The sequence below is a fragment of the Streptomyces sp. NPDC006624 genome, assembly GCF_040611555.1.
Lineage (GTDB): Bacteria > Actinomycetota > Actinomycetes > Streptomycetales > Streptomycetaceae > Streptomyces.
The window spans coordinates 31094-52581 of record NZ_JBEXOM010000003.1; the positions used below are offsets into that span (position 1 = coordinate 31094).

Here is a 21488-nt window from a genome sequence, read left to right on the forward strand (position 1 = left end):
TGCCGACATGCCGCCCGGGGAGCTGCCCGCGCGGCCGCCCCCATCATGCACAGCACCGGCGCGGCGCGCCGGTACCCAGGGAGTGAATTCGGTTGTCGACCGCCATCCTCACCGGTCAGCCGGTCCCGGGATCGTCGATCGAGAGTGATCTGCGGTCCCTCGGATTCGACGTCCGGGTCGCGACCGACGCCGCCGAGGCCGAGACCCTCCTCGCCGAGGTGCCCGGCGACGAGCGCGTCGCCCTGGTCGACGCCCGGTTCGTGGGGCACGTGCACGCGCTGCGCCTCGGCCTGACCGACCCCCGCTTCCCCGTGGCCGCGATCCCCGGTGCCGTCACCGCCCGCCCGGCCGGCCGCCAGGCCCTGACCCGGGCGATGGCCCGCGAGAACTCCGCGGGCGGCGGCACCACCCTCGTCGACAGCCTCGCCGACCGCGTCCTCACCGCCCTGGACGCCGACGGCACCGACGTGCACCGCCCCGAGCTGGGCAGCCTCGTCGCCGCCGTCCCCGCCGACCCGCAGGCCCGCAACGAGGCACGGCAGGCCGTGGCGGACGTCGACGACGAGGCCGTACGCCTGAAGTCGGCCGTGAAGTCCCGCGACGGCTTCTTCACCACCTTCTGCATCAGCCCGTACTCGAAGTACCTCGCCCGCTGGTGCGCCCGCCGCGGCCTGACCCCGAACCAGGTCACGACCGCGTCCCTGCTCACCGCGCTCATAGCGGCGGCGTGCGCGGCCACCGGCACCCGGGGCGGCTTCGTCGCGGCCGGCGTGCTGCTGATCGCCTCCTTCGTGCTGGACTGCACCGACGGACAGCTCGCCCGCTACTCCCTGCAGTACTCCACGCTCGGCGCCTGGCTCGACGCCACCTTCGACCGGGCCAAGGAGTACGCCTACTACGCCGGCCTCGCCCTCGGCGCCGCCCGCGGCGGCGACGACGTCTGGGCCCTGGCCCTGGGCGCCATGGTCCTGCAGACCTGCCGGCACGTCGTGGACTTCTCCTTCAACGAGGCCAACCACGACGCCACCGCCAACACGAGCCCCACCGCCGCCCTCTCCGACAAGCTCGACAGCGTCGGCTGGACGGTCTGGGTGCGCCGCATGATCGTCCTGCCCATCGGCGAACGCTGGGCGATGATCGCGGTCCTCACCGCCGTCACGACCCCGCGCATCACCTTCTACGCGCTGCTCGTCGGCTGCGCGTTCGCGGCCGCCTACACCACGGCGGGCCGGGTGCTGCGCTCCCTGACCCGCAAGGCACGGCGGACCGACCGGGCCGCCGCGGCCCTGGCGGACCTCGCGGACAGCGGCCCGCTCGCCGAGGGCCTCGCCGGGGTGCTCAAGAGCCCCGCGCGCGGACTGCCGGGCTTCGCCGTCCCGGCCGTCGCCCTGCTCGGCGCCCTCGCCGTCGTCCTCACGTCCGCGCTGACCGGCTTCGGCGGCCCCTGGCCGGTCGTCGCCGCCGTCGCCTACGTCCTGACCTCGGCCCTCGCCGTCGCCCGCCCCCTCAAGGGCGCCCTGGACTGGCTGGTCCCGCCGTTCCTGCGCGCCGCGGAGTACGGCACCGTCCTCGTCCTCGCGGCGAAAGCGGACGTGAACGGAGCCCTTCCGGCGGCTTTCGGGCTGGTTGCGGCGGTCGCCTACCATCACTACGACACGGTGTACCGCATCCGCGGCAACGCCGGAGCGCCCCCCGCCTGGCTGGTGCGTTCCATCGGGGGGCACGAGGGACGGACGCTGCTCGTCACCGTCCTCGCCGCACTGCTCACCGCCTCGCAGTTCAAGGCCGCGCTCACGGTCCTCGCCGTGGCCGTGGCCCTGGTGGTGCTCGTCGAGAGCATCCGCTTCTGGGTGGCCGCCCACAAGGGTGGCGCGCCCGCCGTACACGATGAAGGAGAAACCGCATGATCGGCCTCGTGCTTGCGGCCGGCGCCGGCCGGCGTCTGCGCCCCTACACGGACACCCTGCCCAAGGCACTGGTGCCGGTGGGCCCCGCGGGCATAGAGGGCGAGCCCACGGTCCTCGACCTGACCCTCGGCAACTTCGCCGAGATCGGCCTCACCGAGGTCGCGGTCATCGTCGGCTACCGCAAGGAGGCCGTGTACGCGCGCAAGGAGGCGCTGGAGGCCAAGTACGGGCTCAAGCTCACCCTGATCGACAACGACAAGGCCGAGGAGTGGAACAACGCCTACTCCCTGTGGTGCGGCCGTGACGCCCTCAAGGACGGCGTGATCCTCGCCAACGGCGACACCGTCCACCCGGTCTCCGTCGAGAAGACGCTGCTCGCCGCCCGCGGCGACGGCAAGAAGATCATCCTCGCCCTCGACACGGTCAAGCAGCTCGCCGACGAGGAGATGAAGGTCGTCGTCGACCCCGCCAAGGGCATGACGAAGATCACCAAGCTGATGGACCCCGCCGAGGCCACCGGTGAGTACATCGGCGTCACCCTCATCGAGGGCGACGCGGCCCCCGAGCTGGCCGACGCGCTGCGGGCCGTCTGGGAGGCCGACCCGCAGCAGTTCTACGAGCACGGCTACCAGGAGCTGGTCAACCGCGGCTTCCGCATCGACGTGGCGCCGATCGGCGACGTCCAGTGGGTCGAGATCGACAACCACGACGACCTCGCACGGGGACGGGAGATCGCATGCCGGTACTGACGCGGCTCATTCCCTCGCCGCTCGTCGTGGACATCCGCCCGGGTGCCCTCGACGACCTCGCGTGCGTGCTCGCCGACGAGCGCATCTCGCACTCCGGCCGTCTCGCCGTCGCCGTCAGCGGCGGCTCGGGCGCCAAGCTGCGCGAGCGCATCACGCCGAGCATGCCCGGCGCCACCTGGTACGAGGTCGGCGGCGGCACCCTCGACGACGCGATCCGGCTGGCGAACGACATCAAGGCCGGGCACTACGACGCGGTCGTCGGCCTCGGCGGCGGCAAGATCATCGACTGCGCCAAGTTCGCCGCGGCGCGCGTCGGCCTGCCCCTGGTCGCGGTGCCCACGAACCTCGCGCACGACGGACTGTGCTCGCCGGTCGCCACCCTCGACAACGACGCGGGCCGCGGCTCCTACGGTGTGCCGAACCCGATCGCGGTCGTCATCGACCTGGACGTGATCCGCGAGGCTCCCGTCCGCTACGTCCGCGCCGGCATCGGCGACGCCGTCTCCAACATCTCGGCGATCGCCGACTGGGAGCTGGCCAACCGCGTCAAGGGCGAGCGGATCGACGGTCTCGCCGCGGCCATGGCCCGCCAGGCCGGCGAGGCCGTGCTGCGGCACCCGGGCGGCATCGGCGAGAACGACTTCCTCCAGGTGCTCGCCGAGGCGCTGGTCCTCAGCGGCATCGCCATGTCCGTGTCGGGTGACTCGCGGCCGTCCTCCGGGGCGTGCCACGAGATCAACCACGCCTTCGACCTGCTCTACCCCAAGCGGGCCGCCGCCCACGGCGAGCAGTGCGGACTCGGCGCGGCCTTCGCCATGTGGCTGCGCGGGGCGCACGAGGAGTCGGCGTACATGGCCGAGGTGCTGCGCCGGCACGGGCTGCCCGTGCTGGCGGACGAGATCGGCTTCAGCACGGACGAGTTCGTCAAGGCCGTCGAGTTCGCCCCGGAGACCCGGCCCGGCCGCTACACCATCCTCGAACACCTCGACCTGAACCCCGAACAGATCAAGGACACCTACACCGACTATGTCAAGGCCATCGGTAGCTGAACTCCGCCCCGTCGTTCACCCCGCAGGGGTGAAGGACCGGCGCAGCGGTGAGCACTGGATGGGGCGCCTCTACATGCGCGAGGTGTCCCTGCGGGTCGACCGCTACCTGGTGAACACCAGGGTCACGCCCAACCAGCTCACGTACCTGATGACCGTCTTCGGTGTACTCGCGGCCCCGGCACTGCTCGTGCCGGGGATCACGGGCGCCGTGCTCGGCGTGGTCTGCGTCCAGATGTACCTGCTGCTGGACTGCGTCGACGGCGAGATCGCCCGCTGGAAGAAGCAGTACTCCCTCAACGGCGTCTACCTGGACCGCGTCGGCGCCTACCTCACCGACGCCGCCGTGCTCACCGGCTTCGGCCTGCGCGCCGCCGACCTGTGGGGCAGCGGCCGCATCGACTGGCTGTGGGCCTTCCTCGGCACCCTGGCCGCCCTCGGCGCCATCCTGATCAAGGCCGAGACCGACCTCGTCGGCGTCGCCCGCCACCAGGCCGGCAAGCCGCCGGTCCAGGAGGCCGCCGCCGAGATGCGCTCCTCCGGCATGGCCCTGGCCCGCAAGGCCGCAGCGGCCCTGAAGTTCCACCGCCTCATCCTCGGCATCGAGGCGTCCCTGCTGATCCTGGCCCTGGCGATCGCCGACCAGATCCGCGGCGACCTGTTCTTCACCCGGCTCGGCGTGGCGGTGCTGGCCGGCATCGCCCTGGTGCAGACCCTGCTGCACCTGGTGTCGATCCTCGCCTCCAGCAGGCTGAAGTGAGCGGCATGAAGGTCGGCGCGGTCATCATCACCATGGGCAACCGCCCCGACGAGCTGCGCGCCCTCCTCGACTCCGTCGCCAAGCAGGACGGCGACCCGGTCGAGGTGGTCGTCGTCGGCAACGGCTCGCCCGTCCCGGACGTCCCCGAGGGCGTCCGCACCATCGAGCTGCCCGAGAACCTCGGCATCCCCGGCGGCCGCAACGTCGGCATCGAGGCCTTCGGCCCGGCCGGCCGGGACGCCGACGTCCTGCTGTTCCTCGACGACGACGGCCTGCTCGCCCGCCACGACACCGCGCAGCTGTGCCGCGAGGCGTTCGAGGCCGACCCGCGGCTCGGCATCATCAGCTTCCGCATAGCCGACCCGGACACCGGCGTCACCCAGCGCCGCCACGTCCCCCGGCTGCGCGCCGCCGACCCGATGCGCTCCTCCCGGGTCACCACCTTCCTCGGCGGCGCCAACGCCGTGCGCACCCGCGTCTTCGCCGACGTCGGCGGGCTCCCGGACGAGTTCTTCTACGCCCACGAGGAGACCGACCTGGCCTGGCGGGCGCTCGACGCCGGCTGGATGATCGACTACCGGTCCGACATGGTGCTGTACCACCCGACGACCGCTCCCTCGCGGCACGCGGTCTACCACCGCATGGTCGCCCGCAACCGCGTCTGGCTGGCCCGCCGCAACCTGCCCGCGCCCCTCGTCCCGGTCTACCTCGGGGTGTGGCTGCTGCTGACCCTCCTGCGCCGTCCCTCCCGCCCCGCCCTGCGCGCCTGGTTCGGCGGATTCCGCGAGGGCTGGACCAGCCCCTGCGGCACGCGCCGGCCCATGAAGTGGCGTACGGTGTGGCGGCTGACCCGTCTGGGCCGGCCCCCCGTCATCTGACAAGCTCGTGTCCGGGAGTACCCGGGAGTGCCCGAGGGGGCCGTACCCTGGCCCCGGCTCATGCAGGCCCGCACAGGCCGCGTATCTCGAAGACGAAAGTTTCAACTGGTGAGTGAGACAACGCACGACGCCACGGTCGCGGTGAGCGCGCCCGCGGCGCCCGACGAGGGCCTCACGGCGAGGGAACTCGCCGCCAAGCACGGGCTGAGCGTGAGCGGCGCCCGGCCCTCCCTCATCGAGTACGTCCGTCAGCTCTGGGACCGGCGGCACTTCATCCTCGCCTTCTCCCGCGCGAAGCTGACCGCCCAGTACAGCCAGGCCAAGCTCGGCCAGCTGTGGCAGGTGGCCACGCCGCTGCTGAACGCGGCCGTGTACTTCTTCATCTTCGGCCTGCTCCTGGAGGCCGACCGGGGCATGACCCGCGACGTGTACATCCCGTTCCTGGTCACGGGCGTGTTCGTGTTCACCTTCACGCAGAGCTCGGTGATGGCGGGCGTGCGGGCGATCTCCGGCAACCTCGGCCTGGTGCGCGCCCTGCACTTCCCGCGCGCCTCGCTGCCGATCTCCTTCGCGCTGCAGCAGCTCCAGCAGCTGCTGTTCTCGATGATCGTGCTGTTCGCCGTCACGGTCGGCTTCGGCCACTACCCGGACCTGTCCTGGCTGCTGATCGTGCCGGTGCTCGTCCTGCAGTTCTGCTTCAACACCGGCCTCGCGCTGATCATGGCCCGGGCGGGCGCCAAGACCCCCGACCTCGCGCAGCTCATGCCGTTCGTGATGCGGACCTGGATGTACGCGTCCGGCGTGATGTTCTCCATCCCCATCTTCCTTGCGGACAAGCCGGCCTGGATCGCGAACGTCCTGCAGTGGAACCCGGCCGCGATCTACATGGACCTGATGCGCTTCGCCCTGATCGACGACTACGGCTCGCGCTACCTGCCCGACCACGTGTGGGCGGTCGCGGGCGGCTGGGCCGTGCTGTTCGCCGTCGGCGGCTTCGTGTACTTCTGGAAGGCGGAGGAGAGGTACGGCCGTGGCTGACCAGAAGCAGGACGAGCGGATCCCCACCGTCATCGCGGACGACCTGCACATCGTCTACCGCGTCAACGGCGCCAAGTCCGGCAAGGGCAGCGCCACCGCGGCCCTCAGCCGCATCCTCAAGCGCGGCGAGGAGCGCGGTGTGCGCAAGGTGCACGCGGTCCGGGGAGTCTCCTTCATCGCCTACCGGGGCGAGGCCATCGGCCTGATCGGCTCCAACGGCTCCGGCAAGTCCACCCTGCTGCGCGCCATCGCGGGTCTGCTGCCCGCCGAGAGCGGCAAGGTCTACACCGACGGCCAGCCGTCGCTGCTCGGCGTCAACGCGGCCCTGATGAACGACCTCACCGGTGAGCGCAACGTCATACTGGGCGGGCTCGCCATGGGCATGTCCCGCGAGGAGATCAAGGCGCGCTACCAGGACATCGTCGACTTCTCCGGGATCAACGAGAAGGGCGACTTCATCACCCTGCCCATGCGCACCTACTCCTCCGGCATGGCGGCCCGGCTCCGCTTCTCCATCGCCGCCGCCAAGGACCACGACGTCCTGATGATCGACGAGGCCCTCGCCACCGGCGACCGCAAGTTCCAGAAGCGCTCCGAGGACCGCATCCGGGAGCTGCGCAAGGAAGCCGGCACGGTGTTTCTGGTCAGTCACAACAACAAGTCCATCCGCGACACCTGCAACCGCGTCCTGTGGCTGGAGCGCGGCGAACTGCGCATGGACGGCCCCACGGACGAGGTGCTCAAGGAGTACGAGAAGTTCACCGGCAAGTGACCCGGCCCGGCCAGGGCCCCGGCGGAACTGTTCCGGCGGGGCCCCGCGTCTGCAAAGGAAACGTCAACTCCGGCGCATGACAGGAATCTTGGGACCGATCGGCATGTTCCCGAAAGGTGCGGGACACCCTGACGAACCCCGACGCGTTGTACAACGTAAGCTGTACCGGTCCCGAAACACGGCAATCAGGGCAATAATGCGCGACACCGCCCGTCGGGGCATCGAGCGGACGGCTGGGCGGCGTGTCCGAAATAGTGCGTATTGGGTCGGCAGTGTAGAACGGGAGATGTGACGGCGATGGCTACGGAAACTCCCCAGCTCCACGCAGCACGTGCCGTCCCCGCTCCGGGCAGCCGGCGGTGACGGGAACCGGCACGGCGCGCGCCCTCGACCCGGAGCGCGCCACCCTCGACAAGGCCGCGGGCGAGAACTTCCCCGTGGCCCCCTTCTTCCTGCCCCGGGCCTGGCGCGACGACCTCATGGCCGTCTACGGCTTCGCCCGTCTGGTCGACGACATCGGCGACGGCGACCTGGCCCCCGACGGCGCCGACGCCCGCCTGCTGGGGGTCTCCCCGCGGGAGGCCGGGGACCGCACGGTCCTGCTGGACGCCTTCGAGACCGACCTGCGCAGGGTCTTCGGCTCCACGCCCCGTCACCCCCTGCTGCGCCGCCTGCAGCCGACCGTCCGCCGCTGCGCGCTGACCCCCGAGCCGTTCCTCGGCCTGATCGCCGCCAACCGCCAGGACCAGCTGGTCAGCCGCTACGAGACCTACGACGACCTGCTCGCCTACTGCGAGCTGTCCGCCAACCCCGTCGGCCGTCTGGTCCTCGCCGTCACCGGCACCTCGACCCCCGAGCGGATCCGCCGCTCCGACATGATCTGCACGGCTCTGCAGATCGTCGAGCACCTCCAGGACGTGGCCGAGGACCTGGCCCGCGACCGCGTGTACCTGCCCGCCGCCGACCTGAAGCGTTTCCACGTCCAGGAGACGGACCTCGCCGCGCGGACCGCCGGGGCGTCGGTCCGCGCGCTGATCGCCTACGAGGCACAGCGGGCCCGTGACCTGCTGGATGAGGGCGCCCCTCTGGTGGGCAGCGTCCGCGGCAGGCTGAAGCTGCTGCTCGCGGGGTTCGTGGCGGGAGGAAGGGCGGCCGTCGGCGCGATCGCCGCCGCCGGCTACGACGTACTTCCCGGCCCGCCCAAGCCCGGCAAGGTCCGGTTGCTGCGTGAGGTGGGCGTGACTCTGCGAGGAGAGGGGTGATCCGGACCGTGGAGTCGGAACCACACGCGTCCCCGCCGGTACTCGCCGCCTACAGCTACTGCGAGGCCGTCACCGGGCGGCAGGCCCGCAACTTCGCCTACGGCATCCGCCTGCTGCCGCTGGCCCAGCGGCGGGCGATGTCGGCGCTCTACGCGTTCTCGCGGCGGGTCGACGACATCGGCGACGGCCCGCTCGCCGACGACGTCAAGGTCGCCCGGCTGGAGGAGACCCGGGCGCTGCTCACCCGGATCCGCGAGGGCGCCACGGAGGAGGACGACACCGACCCGGTCGCCGTCGCCCTCGCGCACGCCGCCGCGCACTTCCCGATCCCGCTGGGCGGCCTGGACGAGCTGATCGACGGCGTCCAGATGGACGTCCGCGGTGAGACGTACGAGACCTGGGACGACCTGAAGGTCTACTGCCGCTGTGTGGCGGGCGCCATCGGGCGGCTCTCGCTCGGGGTGTTCGGCACCCAACCGGGGGCGCGCGGCGTCGAGCGCGCGCCCGAGTACGCCGACACGCTCGGTCTCGCGCTCCAGCTCACCAACATCCTTCGGGACGTCCGCGAGGACGCCGAGGGCGGCCGCACCTATCTGCCCGCCGACGACCTCGCCAAGTTCGGCTGCTCGGCCGGCTTCAGCGGGCCGAGACCCCCGGAGGGCTCCGACTTCGCGGGCCTGGTGCACTTCGAAGTGCGGCGCGCCCGCGCCCTGTTCGCCGAGGGCTACCGTCTGCTGCCCATGCTCGACCGGCGCAGCGGAGCCTGTGTCGCCGCCATGGCCGGCATCTACCGCCGGCTGCTGGACCGCATCGAGCGCGACCCGGAGGCCGTCCTGCGCGGCCGGGTCTCGCTGCCCGGCCGGGAGAAGGCGTACGTCGCGGTGCGCGGACTGTCCGGTCTGGACGCCCGGCACGTGACCCGACGGGCCGTCAGGAGGCGCGTGTGAGCAGCACACCGGTCCAGGAGGACACCACCGTCGGCCGGGTGCCCGTCCGCCGGGGTGGTGCGGTCCCGTCCCGCCGCGAGGCGGCGCGGTGCGCGGTGCGCTATGCCCTCCGTGGCCTCTGGTCGGCACGCCGCGCGGGGCAGAGCAGCGGACCGGTCCACGGGGACACAGACGGCGGCCGGGGTGGTGCCGTCCCGTCCCGCCGCGAGGCGCGGTGCGCGGTGCGCCGTGCCGGCCGTGGCACGGCGCCGGCACGCCGCGCGGGGCGATGCCCCAGGCCCGCCGCGGTGCCGGGCGGCTCCGCCTCCGTGGCCCCGGCGGCAGGGCACCGCTGCGGGACCCCGTTGCGCCGCCCCGTCGCGGAGAACCGGCGGGCAACCCTCCGGCTCGGTACGGCGTCCCTGACTCAGACGGCCCGTGCACCGCGAGGGCGGCACGACCGGGCCGTGGGGGAGGGTGCGCGATGACCCACGGCACACGGTCCCGGGGACCGGTCGCCGACGGACGGCACACCGTCGTGGTGGGCGGCGGGCTCGCCGGCGTCACCACCGCGCTCGCCCTCGCCGACGCCGGAGTGCGCGTCACCCTGCTGGAGGGCAGGCCCCGCCTGGGCGGACTCGCCTTCTCCTTCCGGCGCGGCGAGCTGACCGTCGACAACGGACAGCACGTCTACCTGCGCTGCTGCACGGCCTACCGCTGGTTCCTCGACCGCATCGAGGGCGCGGCACTGGCCCCGCTGCAGGACCGGCTCGACGTACCGGTGGTGGACGTCGCCCGTCCCGAGGGGCGGCGGCTGGGCAGGCTGCGGCGCGACGCGCTGCCCGTGCCCCTGCACCTGGGCCGCAGCCTGGCCACCTATCCGCACCTGTCGCTCGCCGAGCGCGCCCGGGTCGGCCGGGCCGCGCTCGCGCTCCACGGACTCGACCCCGCCGATCCGGCGCTGGACGAGCGGGACTTCGGCAGCTGGCTGACCGCGCACGGCCAGTCGGCGCGCGCCGTCGAGGCCCTGTGGGACCTGGTCGGGGTCGCCACCCTCAACGCGGTCGCCTCCGACGCCTCCCTGGCGCTCGCCGCGATGGTGTTCAAGACCGGTCTGCTGTCCGACCCGGGCGCGGCCGACATCGGCTGGGCCCGCGTCCCGCTCGGCGACCTGCACGACCGCCTCGCCCGCACGGCGCTCGACTCCGCGGGTGTGCGCACCGAGGTCCGCACCCGCGTCACCTCCGTCTCCCGCGGCGCGGACGGCCGGTGGAGCGTGACGGTCCCCGGCGAGACCCTCCGGGCCGACGCGGTCGTCCTCGCCGTACCGCAGCGCGAGGCGCACGGCCTGCTGCCCGCCGGTGCCCTCGACGCACCCGAGCGCCTCCTGGAGATCGGCACCGCGCCGATCCTCAACGTCCATGTGGTGTACGACCGCAAGGTGCTCGGCCGGCCGTTCCTCACCGCCCTCAGTAGCCCGCTGCAGTGGGTCTTCGACCGGACCGAGGCGTCCGGGCTGCGCGCGGGGCAGTACCTCGCCGTGTCGCAGTCGGCGGCCCAGGACGAGATCGACGAACCCGTCGCCGTGCTGCGCGAGCGGTACCTGCCCGAGCTGGAGCGGCTGCTGCCGCTCACCCGCGGCGCCGTAGTGAAGGACTTCTTCGTCACCCGGGAGCGCACCGCGACGTTCGCTCCCACCCCCGGCGTCGGGCGCCTCAGGCCCGGCGCCCGCACCAAGGCACCCGGCCTCTACCTGGCCGGAGCGTGGACCGCCACCGGGTGGCCCGCGACCATGGAGAGTGCGGTCCGCAGTGGTGTGAGCGCGGCGGACGCCGTGCTGGGCGCCCTGGGCCGGCCCCGCCCGCGCCACCTCTTCGAGTTCGAGGAGGCGGCGTGATGCTCGCTCGGCACCACGCGGCGGGCGGCCCCCGCACCCCCGGTACCGCAACAAGAGGAGAGACTGTGCCCACTGTGCCCCCGGCCTCGAGGACTGCCGAGGCGGTGGACGTGACCGCGCTGCTGGAGCGCGGCCGGACCCTGGCCACTCCGGTACTGCGGGCGGCCGTCGACCGCCTGGCACCTCCCATGGACACTGTTGCCGCCTACCACTTCGGCTGGATCGACGCCCAGGGCAGGCCCGCCGAGGGCGACGGCGGCAAGGCCGTGCGCCCCGCCCTCGCCGTGCTGTCCGCCGAGGTCATGTCCGCCGCGCCCGAGACCGGCATCCCCGGCGCCGTCGCCGTGGAACTGGTCCACAACTTCTCCCTTCTCCACGACGACCTCATGGACGGCGACGAGCAGCGCCGCCACCGCGACACGGTCTGGAAGGTGCACGGCCCCGCCCAGGCCATCCTGGTCGGCGACGCCCTGTTCGCCCTCGCCAACGAGGTGCTCCTCGAACTCGGCACCGTCGAGGCCGGCCGCGCCACCCGCCGTCTGACCACCGCGTCCCGCGCCCTGATCGACGGCCAGGCCCAGGACATCTCCTACGAGCACCGCGACCGCGTCAGCGTCGAGGAGTGCCTGGAGATGGAGGGCAACAAGACCGGCGCCCTGCTCGCCTGCGCCAGCTCCATCGGTGCGGTCCTCGGCGGCGCCGACGACCGCACCGCCGACACGCTGGAGAAGTACGGCTACCACCTGGGCCTCGCCTTCCAGGCCGTCGACGACCTGCTCGGCATCTGGGGCGACCCGGTCTCCACCGGCAAGCAGACCTGGAGCGACCTGCGCCAGCGCAAGAAGTCGCTGCCGGTCGTGGCCGCGCTCGCCGCCGGCGGCTCCGCCTCCGAGCGGCTCGGCGAGCTCCTCGCCGCCGACGCCAAGGCCAGCGACTTCGAGAACTTCTCCGAGGAGGAATTCGCGGCCCGCGCCGCCCTCATCGAGGAGGCGGGCGGCCGCGAGTGGACCGCCGACGAGGCACGCCGTCAGCACACCATCGCCATCGAGGCCCTCGACGCCGTGGACATGCCCGACCGGGTGCGGGAGCAGTTCACGGCGCTCGCGGACTTCGTCGTCGTACGGAAGAGATGATCACCATCGGCCGAATAGCCCTCGCGTAGTCGCCGGCCGGTGCCGCGAGACCACTCGGAGCACCGGCCGACGGCGGACCCACAGCAGCTGCACACCTTGCACCACTGCACGAAGGGGAAGCCATGACAGCGACGACCGACGGAAGCACCGGGGCCACCTTGCCGCCCCGCGCCGCCGCGGCCAGCGACACCGACACCCCCGGGGCGGCCGGGGCATCCGAAACCGCCGCCCGCGCCGTCCGGCGCGCCACCGACCACCTGCTCTCCCGCCAGGACGCCCAGGGCTGGTGGAAGGGCGACCTCGAGACCAACGTCACGATGGACGCCGAGGACCTGCTGCTCCGTCAGTTCCTCGGCATCCGCGACGAGAAGACCACACAGGCCGCCGCCCTCTTCATCCGCGGCGAACAGCGCGAGGACGGCACCTGGGCCACCTTCTACGGCGGCCCCGGCGAACTCTCCACCACCGTGGAGGCCTACGTCGCCCTCCGTCTGGCCGGGGACGCGCCCGACGCCCCCCACATGGCGAAGGCCTCGGCGTGGATCCGCGCGCAGGGCGGTATCGCCGCGGCCCGGGTCTTCACCCGCATCTGGCTGGCCCTGTTCGGCTGGTGGAAGTGGGAGGACCTGCCCGAACTGCCGCCCGAGCTGGTCTTCTTCCCGAAGTGGGTGCCGCTCAACATCTACGACTTCGGCTGCTGGGCCCGGCAGACCATCGTCCCGCTGACGATCGTCTCCGCGAAGCGCCCGGTCCGCCCCGCGCCCTTCCCGCTCGACGAGCTGCACACCGACCCGGACCACCCGAACCCGCGCACACCCCTGGCGAGCCCGTTCAGTTGGGACGGGGCCTTCCAGCGGATGGACAAGGGCCTGCACGTCCTGCGCAGGGCCGTGCCGCGCCGGCTGCGCCGGGCCGCCATGAACAGCGCCGCCCGCTGGATCATCGAGCGCCAGGAGAACGACGGCTGCTGGGGCGGCATCCAGCCCCCGGCCGTCTACTCGGTCATCGCCCTGCACCTGCTCGGCTACGACCTCCAGCACCCCGTGATGCGGGAAGGGCTGGCGTCCCTGGACCGCTTCGCCGTGTGGCGCGAGGACGGGGCCCGGATGATCGAGGCCTGCCAGTCGCCGGTGTGGGACACCTGCCTCGCCGCGATCGCGCTCGTCGACGCCGGACTGCCCGCCGACCACCCGCAGTTGGTGAAGGCGGCCGACTGGATGCTGGGCGAGGAGATCGTCCGGCCCGGCGACTGGTCGGTGCGGCGGCCCGGACTGCCGCCCGGGGGCTGGGCGTTCGAGTTCCACAACGACAACTACCCCGACATCGACGACACGGCCGAGGTGATCCTCGCGCTGCGCCGGATCGCCCACCACGACCCGGAGCGGGTCGACCGGGCCATCGGCCGCGGCGTGCGCTGGACCCTCGGCATGCAGTCGAGGAACGGCGCCTGGGCCGCGTTCGACGCCGACAACACCAGCCCCTTCCCGAACCGGCTGCCGTTCTGCGACTTCGGCGAGGTCATCGACCCGCCCTCCGCGGACGTCACCGCGCACGTCGTCGAGATGCTCGCCGCCGAGGGCCTCGCCCACGACCCGCGCACCCGGCGCGGCGTCGAGTGGCTGCTGGCCGAACAGGAGCCGGACGGCTCGTGGTTCGGGCGCTGGGGCGTCAACTACGTCTACGGCACCGGGTCCGTCGTGCCCGCCCTGGTCGCCGCAGGCATCCCCGCCGCGCACCCGGCGATCCGGCGGGCGGTGACCTGGCTGGAGTCGGTCCAGAACGACGACGGCGGCTGGGGCGAGGACCTGCGCTCCTACCGGCATGTGCGGGCATGGAGCGGCAGAGGCGCCTCGACCGCCTCCCAGACGGCGTGGGCGCTGATGGCGCTGCTCGCCGCGGGGGAGCGGGACTCCAAGGCCGTCGAACGCGGCGTCGCCTGGCTCGCGGCCACCCAGAGGGAGGACGGCTCCTGGGACGAGCCGTACTTCACGGGCACGGGCTTCCCGTGGGACTTCTCGATCAACTACCACCTCTACCGGCAGGTGTTCCCGCTGACCGCGCTCGGCCGGTACGTCCACGGTGAGCCGTTCGCCGACCGGCACCAGGGGGGCTGATGAGCGCACAGCCCGCCCCGGCCCCGCTGCTGATCGCCTGCGCGCTCGGCATCGAGCAGGTCGCCCTGCGCGCGGGCGGCCGGGGCGGGGCCGGAGGGCCGGTCACCGTGCTGCGCACGGGCATGGGACCGGCCGCGGCCGAGCGGGCCGTCACCCGCGTGCTGGCCGGGCCCGGCCTGCGCGACGCCGCCGTCCTCGCCACCGGCTTCTGCGCGGGCCTCGCGCCCGGCATGCACCCCGGGGACCTGGTCGTCGCCGAGGAGACCCGCGACCCGAGCGGCACGACCCCCTGCGTCGGGACCGAGCTGCTGGTCGAGGAGCTGGGGCGGGCGGTGCCGGGGCGGACCGTGCACACCGGGCCGCTGACCGGCTCCGACCACGTCGTCCGCGGCCCGGAGCGGTCCGCCCTGCTCGCGACCGGCGCCATCGCGGTCGACATGGAGTCGGCCATCACGCTCCTGAGCGCCGTGCGCGCGGGCGAGCGCCCGGTTGCGGCCGTCCGGGTGGTCGTGGACGCTCCTGAACATGAACTCGTCCGGATCGGCACGGTACGCGGTGGAATATCGGCTTTCCGCGTCCTTCGCTCCGTCCTTCCCGCTTTCTTCGAATGGCACCGTTCCTTGCTGCTCCCCAGGAGGTGAGCCAGATGGCCATGCCGCTCCGACAGTCCATCAAGGTCGCTACGTATTTGGCTGAACAGAAGCTCCGGCGGCGGGACAAGTTCCCGCTGATCGTGGAACTCGAGCCGTTGTTCGCCTGCAACCTCAAGTGCGAGGGGTGCGGCAAGATCCAGCATCCCGCCGGGGTGCTCAAGCAGCGGATGCCGGTCGCCCAGGCCGTGGGGGCGGTCGTGGAGTCCGGTGCCCCGATGGTGTCGATCGCCGGCGGCGAGCCGCTGATGCACCCTCAGATCGACGAGATCGTGCGCCAGCTGGTGGCCAAGCGGAAGTACGTCTTCCTCTGCACCAACGCCATGCTGCTGCGCAAGAAGATGGACAAGTTCCAGCCCTCTCCCTATTTCGCCTTCGCGGTGCACATCGACGGGCTGCGCGAGCGGCACGACGAGTCCGTGGCCAAGGAGGGCGTCTTCGACGAGGCCGTGGAGGCGATCAAGGAGGCCAAGCGGCGCGGCTTCCGGGTCACCACCAACTCGACCTTCTTCAACACCGACACCCCGCAGACCGTCATCGAGGTGCTGAACTTCCTCAACGACGACCTCCAGGTCGACGAGATGATGATCTCGCCCGCCTACGCCTACGAGAAGGCCCCCGACCAGGAGCACTTCCTCGGCGTGGAGCAGACCCGCGAGCTGTTCAAGAAGGCCTTCGCGGGCGGCAACCGGCGGCGCTGGCGGCTCAACCACTCCCCGCTCTTCCTGGACTTCCTGGAGGGCAGGGTCGACTTCCCGTGCACGGCCTGGGCGATCCCGAACTACTCGCTCTTCGGCTGGCAGCGGCCCTGCTACCTGATGAGCGACGGGTACGTGCCGACGTACCGGGAGCTGGTCGAGGACACCGACTGGGACAAGTACGGCCGCGGCAAGGACCCGCGCTGCGCCAACTGCATGGCGCACTGCGGCTACGAGCCCACCGCCGTGCTCGCCACCATGGGATCGCTCAAGGAGTCCCTGCGCGCCCTGCGCGAGACGGTCTCCGGGAACCGGGAGTGACGCCATGACCGCCATCTCGCTGGGCGTGCCCGAGGTGCCGGCGCGACCGGTCGCCGGGCGGCGGCCCTCGCGCCGCATCCAGGTCGGCCCGGTGCCGGTCGGGGGCGGGGCCCCGGTGTCGGTGCAGTCGATGACGACGACCCGCACCGCGGACGTCGGCGCGACGCTGCAGCAGATCGCCGAACTGACCGCGTCCGGCTGCCAGATCGTCCGGGTCGCCTGCCCCACGCAGGACGACGCGGACGCGCTGGCGACCATCGCCCTCAAGTCGCAGATCCCGGTGATCGCCGACATCCACTTCCAGCCCAAGTACGTCTTCGCGGCCATCGAGGCGGGCTGCGCGGCCGTCCGCGTCAATCCCGGCAACATCAAGCAGTTCGACGACCGGGTCAAGGAGATCGCGCAGGCCGCACGGGACCACGGCACGCCGATCCGGATCGGCGTCAACGCCGGGTCGCTGGACCGCAGGCTGCTGCAGAAGTACGGCAAGGCCACCCCGGAGGCGCTCGTGGAGAGCGCGCTGTGGGAGGCGTCCCTGTTCGAGGAGCACGGCTTCCGGGACATCAAGATCTCCGTCAAGCACAACGACCCGGTCGTGATGATCGAGGCCTACCGGCAGCTCGCCGAGCAGTGCGACTACCCGCTGCACCTGGGCGTGACGGAGGCGGGCCCGGCGTTCCAGGGCACGATCAAGTCGGCGGTCGCCTTCGGCGCGCTGCTGTCCCGGGGCATCGGCGACACGATCCGGGTGTCGCTGTCGGCGCCGCCCGTCGAGGAGGTCAAGGTCGGCATCCAGATCCTGCAGTCGCTGGGGCTCAGGGAGCGCCGGCTGGAGATCGTCTCCTGCCCGTCCTGCGGCCGCGCCCAGGTCGACGTCTACAAGCTGGCCGAGGAGGTCACGGCCGGGCTGGAGGGCATGGAGGTGCCGCTGCGCGTCGCCGTCATGGGCTGTGTCGTCAACGGCCCCGGCGAGGCGCGGGAGGCCGATCTGGGGGTGGCCTCCGGCAACGGCAAGGGCCAGATCTTCGTCAAGGGCGAGGTCATCAGGACCGTCCCCGAGTCGAAGATCGTCGAGACGCTGATCGACGAGGCCATGAAGCTCGCCGAGCAGATGGAGCAGGACGGCGTGGGGCCGGGGGAGCCGGCCGTCACCGTGAGCTGAGCAGCACGGAATCGAAGGGGGCCCGAGCGTGACGATTCTGGAGAGCATCCGGGGACCACGCGACCTGAAGGCGCTGTCCGAGGCGGAACTGGGGGAACTGTCCGACGAGATCAGGGAGTTCCTGGTGCACGCGGTCGCCAGGACCGGCGGCCATCTGGGACCCAACCTGGGCGTGGTGGAGCTGACCATCGCCCTGCACCGGGTCTTCGAGTCGCCGGCCGACCGCATCCTGTGGGACACCGGCCACCAGTCCTACGTCCACAAACTGCTGACCGGACGCCAGGACTTCTCCAAGCTGCGCGGCAAGGGCGGCCTGTCCGGCTACCCGTCCCGCGCCGAGTCCGAGCACGACGTCATCGAGAACAGCCACGCCTCCACCGCGCTCGGCTGGGCCGACGGGCTCGCCAAGGCCCGCCGGGTGCAGGGAGGCAGCGGCCACATTGTCGCCGTCATCGGTGACGGGGCGCTCACCGGTGGCATGGCCTGGGAGGCCCTCAACAACATCGCGGCCGCCAAGAACCGCCCGCTGATCATCGTCGTCAACGACAACGAGCGCTCCTACGCGCCCACCATCGGCGGCCTCGCCAACCACCTGGCGACCCTGCGCACCACCGACGGCTACGAGCGGGTCCTGGCCTGGGGCAAGGAGGTGCTCCAGGCGACGCCCCTGGTCGGCCGCACCGTCTACGAGGCCCTGCACGGCGCGAAGAAGGGCTTCAAGGACGCGTTCGCCCCGCAGGGCCTGTTCGAGGACCTGGGCCTGAAGTACGTCGGGCCGATCGACGGGCACGACGTCGGGGCGGTGGAGTCCGCGCTGCGGCGCGCCAAACGCTTCCACGGGCCGGTGCTCGTCCACTGCCTCACGGAGAAGGGCCGCGGCTACGAGCCCGCCCTCGCCCACGAGGAGGACCACTTCCACACCGTCGGCGTCATGGACCCGCTGACCTGCGCGCCCCTCTCACCCGCGGGCGGCCCGTCCTGGACCTCCGTGTTCGGTGAGGAGATCGTCCGCATCGGCGAGGAACGCGAGGACGTGGTGGCGATAACCGCCGCCATGCTGCACCCGGTGGGCCTCGGCGGATTCGCCGAGCGGTTCCCTGACCGGGTCTGGGACGTCGGGATCGCCGAGCAGCACGCGGCCGTCTCCGCCGCGGGCCTGGCGACGGGCGGCCTGCACCCGGTCGTCGCCGTCTACGCCACCTTCCTCAACCGCGCCTTCGACCAGCTCCTGATGGACGTCGCGCTGCACCGCTGCGGGGTGACCTTCGTCCTGGACCGGGCCGGGGTGACCGGCGTCGACGGGGCCTCCCACAACGGCATGTGGGACATGTCGGTGCTCCAGGTCGTCCCCGGTCTGCGGATCGCCGCGCCCCGGGACGCCGACCAGCTGCGCGCCCAGCTGCGCGAGGCGGTCGCCGTCGACGACGCGCCGACCCTGGTGCGCTTCCCGAAGGAGTCCGTCGGCCCGTCCGTCCCCGCCGTGGACCGCGTGGGAGGACTGGACGTGCTGCACCGGTCCCCGCAGCCGCGGGTCCTGCTGGTGGCCGTGGGCGTGATGGCGCCGGTCTGCCTCCAGGCCGCCGAGCTGCTCGAAGCGCGCGGCATCGGCTGCACCGTCGTCGACCCCCGCTGGGTCAAGCCCGTCGACCCGGCGCTCCCGGGCCTCGCCGCCGAGCACGGCCTGGTCGCCGTCGTCGAGGACAACAGCCGTGCCGCCGGGGTCGGTTCGGCCGTGGCGCTGGCCCTCGGGGACGCCGACGTCGATGTGCCGGTGCGGCGGTTCGGGATCCCGGAGCAGTTCCTCGCGCACGCCAAGCGCGGTGAGGTGCTCGCCGACATCGGCCTGACCCCCGTCGAGATCGCCGGACGGATCAGCGCGAGCCTGACCGTCAGGGAAGAGCTGTCCAAGGAGCCACAGGAATGACAACCGCCGAATCCGCGTCGGAGTCGTCGCAGGCCGGGGAGTTCGACCTCGGCAGGCTGCTGGCCGACCGCGGAGCCGAGCGCTACGAGCTGCACAGCCGGTACCTCAACCACCAGCTCCCGCGCATGCTGCACACCATCGGCTTCGACAAGGTCTACGAGCGCGCCGAGGGCGCCTACTTCTACGACGCGGACGGCGACGACTACCTGGACATGCTCGCCGGCTTCGGGGTGATGGGCCTCGGCCGCCACCACCCCGTGGTCCGCAAGGCGCTGCACGACGTCCTGGACGCGCGCCTCGCCGACCTCACCCGGTTCGACTGCCAGCCGCTGCCCGGGCTGCTGGCCGAGAAGCTGCTCGCGCACAGCCCGCACCTGGACCGGGTCTTCTTCGGCAACAGCGGCACCGAGGCCGTCGAGGGCGCCCTGAAGTTCGCCCGGTTCGTGACCGGCCGGCCCAGGGTGCTGTACTGCGCGCACGCCTTCCACGGCCTGACCACCGGCTCCCTGTCCGTCAACGGCGAGTCCGGCTTCCGCGACGGCTTCGCCCCGCTGCTGCCCGACACGGCCGTACCGCTCGGCGACCTCGACGCACTGGAGAGGGAGCTGCGCAAGGGCGACGTCGCCGCCCTGATCGTCGAGCCGATCCAGGGCAAGGGCGTGCTGGAGGCCCCGCCGGGCTATCTGCTCGCCGCCCAGGAGCTGCTGCACCGGCACAAGGCGCTGCTCATCGCCGACGAGGTGCAGACGGGCCTGGGACGGACCGGCGACTTCTACGCCTACCAGCACGAGGACGGCGTCGAGCCCGACCTGGTGTGCGTGGCGAAGGCGCTCTCGGGCGGCTATGTGCCGGTGGGCGCGACGATCGGCAAGGACTGGATCTTCAAGAAGGTCTACTCGTCCATGGACCGGGTGCTGGTCCACTCGGCCAGCTTCGGTTCCAACGCGCAGGCCATGGCGGCCGGGCTCGCGGTGCTGTCCGTGATGGAGAACGACCAGATCGTCGCGGGCGTCCGGGCCACCGGGGAGCGGCTGCGGTCCCGGCTGGCGGCGCTCGTGGACCGGTACGAGCTGCTCGCCGACGTCCGCGGGCGGGGGCTGATGATCGGCATCGAGTTCGGCCGGCCGGATTCGCTGCGGCTGCGCAGCCGCTGGGCCATGCTCCAGGCCGCCCGCAAGGGGCTGTTCGCGCAGATGGTCGTGGTGCCGCTGCTGCAGCGCCACCGCATCCTGACCCAGGTCTCGGGCGACCACATGGAGGTGATCAAGCTGATCCCGCCGCTGATCATCGGCGAGCGGGAGGTCGACCGGTTCGTCGACGCCTTCACGGCCGTGATGGACGACGCGCACCACGGCGGCCTGGTGTGGGACTTCGGCAAGACACTGGTGAAGCAGGCGGTCGCCAACCGCTGACACTCCGAACCCTCGGGTTTTGCCTGTCAGGCAAGAAATTTGCCGTAGAGGCAAGGGTCGGGCTGAATGAAGGCATGAGCTCCTCCGAGGCCGAGCGGCCTCCCGAGACCGACTCGCCGGGCGGGCGGCCCGACGCGCTGCCCGCCGTCGCGCCGCAGCTGAGGGCGCTGCGACGCCAGGCCGCCCTGACCCTGGAGGCCGCGGCCCGCGCCGCCGGGCTGTCGCCCGCCCACCTGTCCCGTCTGGAGACCGGGCAGCGCCAGCCCTCGCTGCCGATGCTGCTCACGCTCGCCCGGGTCTACGGTACGACGGTCTCCGAACTGCTCGGCGAGACGGTCGCCGGCCGGGACGCCGTCGTACGCGCCGCCGACATGGAGCCGACGGCGGCGGGCGGCTGGACCTACTGGCAGGCCGGCGCGTCCGGCCGCGGGATGCAGGCCCTGCGGGTCCACGTCCCGTACGGCTCCCAGGGCGACATCGTGCGCGTCCACCCCGGCGAGGAGTGGCTCCACGTGCTGCGCGGCCGGCTGCGGCTGCGCCTCGGCGACACCGCGCACCGGTTGTCGCCGGGCGACAGCGCGCACTTCGACTCGCTCACCCCGCACCGCATCGCCGCCGAGGACCACGACGGCGTAGACCTGCTCTTCGTCCACACCCTGCTGCAGAGCCCCACGGCCGCGTTGTGCCTGGGGCCCACCCCCGGAGACCTGTCATGAGCGACATCGAGGACAAGTTCCCGCGCGCCCTGTGGGTGCGGCTGTTCATCTACCTCGTGATGGGGCACGTCTTCGCGGCGTTCGTCTACTTCCTGTTCGAGGCGGGCAACCGCTGACCGCGCC

At 72.3% G+C, this 21488-nt stretch carries 20 protein-coding genes; all 20 read left to right on the plus strand.

All coding sequences use genetic code 11. The annotated features are described in order from the left end of the window. Positions 1-92 precede the first annotated feature (92 nt). The 20 genes from ABZY20_RS06575 (at position 93) to ABZY20_RS06670 (ending at position 21481) form a co-directional block, all read left to right on the plus strand. Positions 93-1907, plus strand: coding sequence for a DUF5941 domain-containing protein (locus ABZY20_RS06575; protein ID WP_356437517.1), 1815 nt, complete (start codon positions 93-95; stop codon positions 1905-1907). Beyond that, positions 1904-2656, plus strand: a complete 753-nt coding sequence (locus tag ABZY20_RS06580; protein ID WP_356437519.1) for a phosphocholine cytidylyltransferase family protein — start codon at positions 1904-1906, stop codon at positions 2654-2656. Before ABZY20_RS06575 ends, ABZY20_RS06580 begins: the two co-directional genes overlap by 4 nt. Continuing rightward, a complete protein-coding gene (locus ABZY20_RS06585) occupies positions 2644-3705 on the plus strand; it encodes an iron-containing alcohol dehydrogenase family protein (protein ID WP_356437521.1) in 1062 nt (353 codons plus the stop codon). The genes ABZY20_RS06580 and ABZY20_RS06585 overlap by 13 nt, the downstream gene beginning before the upstream one ends. Beyond that, complete coding sequence (locus ABZY20_RS06590; protein WP_078603352.1) at positions 3683-4462, plus strand: CDP-alcohol phosphatidyltransferase family protein; 780 nt, start codon at positions 3683-3685, stop codon at positions 4460-4462. The genes ABZY20_RS06585 and ABZY20_RS06590 overlap by 23 nt, the downstream gene beginning before the upstream one ends. 5 nt (positions 4463-4467) lie before the next feature. Beyond that, the gene (locus tag ABZY20_RS06595; RefSeq protein WP_356438645.1) at positions 4468-5340 is read left to right on the plus strand and encodes a glycosyltransferase; all 873 of its coding nucleotides are present in this window, start codon (positions 4468-4470) and stop codon (positions 5338-5340) included. Positions 5341-5448: 108 nt separating this feature from the next. Continuing rightward, on the plus strand, positions 5449-6378 hold the full coding sequence (locus ABZY20_RS06600) for an ABC transporter permease (protein WP_356437524.1): 930 nt from the start codon (positions 5449-5451) through the stop codon (positions 6376-6378). Further along, positions 6371-7150: an ABC transporter ATP-binding protein gene (locus ABZY20_RS06605; RefSeq protein ID WP_356437527.1), complete on the plus strand. Its 780-nt coding sequence runs from the start codon at positions 6371-6373 to the stop codon at positions 7148-7150. The genes ABZY20_RS06600 and ABZY20_RS06605 overlap by 8 nt, the downstream gene beginning before the upstream one ends. A gap of 359 nt (positions 7151-7509) precedes the next feature. Continuing rightward, positions 7510-8412: a squalene synthase HpnC gene (gene hpnC / locus ABZY20_RS06610; RefSeq protein WP_356437529.1), complete on the plus strand. Its 903-nt coding sequence runs from the start codon at positions 7510-7512 to the stop codon at positions 8410-8412. Next, positions 8409-9359, plus strand: a complete 951-nt coding sequence (gene hpnD / locus ABZY20_RS06615; protein WP_356437532.1) for a presqualene diphosphate synthase HpnD — start codon at positions 8409-8411, stop codon at positions 9357-9359. Before hpnC ends, hpnD begins: the two co-directional genes overlap by 4 nt. A 308-nt stretch (positions 9360-9667) precedes the next feature. Then, positions 9668-9826 (plus strand): DUF6380 family protein, encoded by a 159-nt coding sequence (locus tag ABZY20_RS06620; RefSeq protein WP_356438647.1) that lies wholly within the window; start codon positions 9668-9670, stop codon positions 9824-9826. After that, complete coding sequence (hpnE, locus tag ABZY20_RS06625; RefSeq protein ID WP_356437535.1) at positions 9823-11235, plus strand: hydroxysqualene dehydroxylase HpnE; 1413 nt, start codon at positions 9823-9825, stop codon at positions 11233-11235. The genes ABZY20_RS06620 and hpnE overlap by 4 nt, the downstream gene beginning before the upstream one ends. Further along, positions 11235-12368 (plus strand): polyprenyl synthetase family protein, encoded by a 1134-nt coding sequence (locus tag ABZY20_RS06630; protein ID WP_356437537.1) that lies wholly within the window; start codon positions 11235-11237, stop codon positions 12366-12368. Before hpnE ends, ABZY20_RS06630 begins: the two co-directional genes overlap by 1 nt. Positions 12369-12490: 122 nt before the next feature. Beyond that, the gene (gene shc / locus ABZY20_RS06635; protein ID WP_356437540.1) at positions 12491-14482 is read left to right on the plus strand and encodes a squalene--hopene cyclase; all 1992 of its coding nucleotides are present in this window, start codon (positions 12491-12493) and stop codon (positions 14480-14482) included. Further along, the gene (locus ABZY20_RS06640; RefSeq protein WP_356437543.1) at positions 14482-15123 is read left to right on the plus strand and encodes a 1-hydroxy-2-methyl-2-butenyl 4-diphosphate reductase; all 642 of its coding nucleotides are present in this window, start codon (positions 14482-14484) and stop codon (positions 15121-15123) included. Before shc ends, ABZY20_RS06640 begins: the two co-directional genes overlap by 1 nt. A gap of 5 nt (positions 15124-15128) precedes the next feature. Continuing rightward, entirely contained in the window at positions 15129-16151 is a 1023-nt protein-coding gene (hpnH, locus tag ABZY20_RS06645; RefSeq protein ID WP_356437546.1) for an adenosyl-hopene transferase HpnH, read from the plus strand. 4 nt (positions 16152-16155) lie between these two features. Continuing rightward, on the plus strand, positions 16156-17313 hold the full coding sequence (gene ispG, locus ABZY20_RS06650; RefSeq protein ID WP_356437549.1) for a flavodoxin-dependent (E)-4-hydroxy-3-methylbut-2-enyl-diphosphate synthase: 1158 nt from the start codon (positions 16156-16158) through the stop codon (positions 17311-17313). Between the two features lie 28 nt (positions 17314-17341). Further along, the gene (gene dxs / locus ABZY20_RS06655; RefSeq protein ID WP_356437552.1) at positions 17342-19237 is read left to right on the plus strand and encodes a 1-deoxy-D-xylulose-5-phosphate synthase; all 1896 of its coding nucleotides are present in this window, start codon (positions 17342-17344) and stop codon (positions 19235-19237) included. Further along, entirely contained in the window at positions 19234-20649 is a 1416-nt protein-coding gene (locus tag ABZY20_RS06660) for an aspartate aminotransferase family protein (protein ID WP_356437554.1), read from the plus strand. The genes dxs and ABZY20_RS06660 overlap by 4 nt, the downstream gene beginning before the upstream one ends. A 74-nt stretch (positions 20650-20723) precedes the next feature. Continuing rightward, positions 20724-21365: an XRE family transcriptional regulator gene (locus ABZY20_RS06665; protein ID WP_356437557.1), complete on the plus strand. Its 642-nt coding sequence runs from the start codon at positions 20724-20726 to the stop codon at positions 21363-21365. Then, entirely contained in the window at positions 21362-21481 is a 120-nt protein-coding gene (locus ABZY20_RS06670) for a DUF6126 family protein (RefSeq protein ID WP_356437560.1), read from the plus strand. The genes ABZY20_RS06665 and ABZY20_RS06670 overlap by 4 nt, the downstream gene beginning before the upstream one ends. Positions 21482-21488 lie beyond the last annotated feature (7 nt).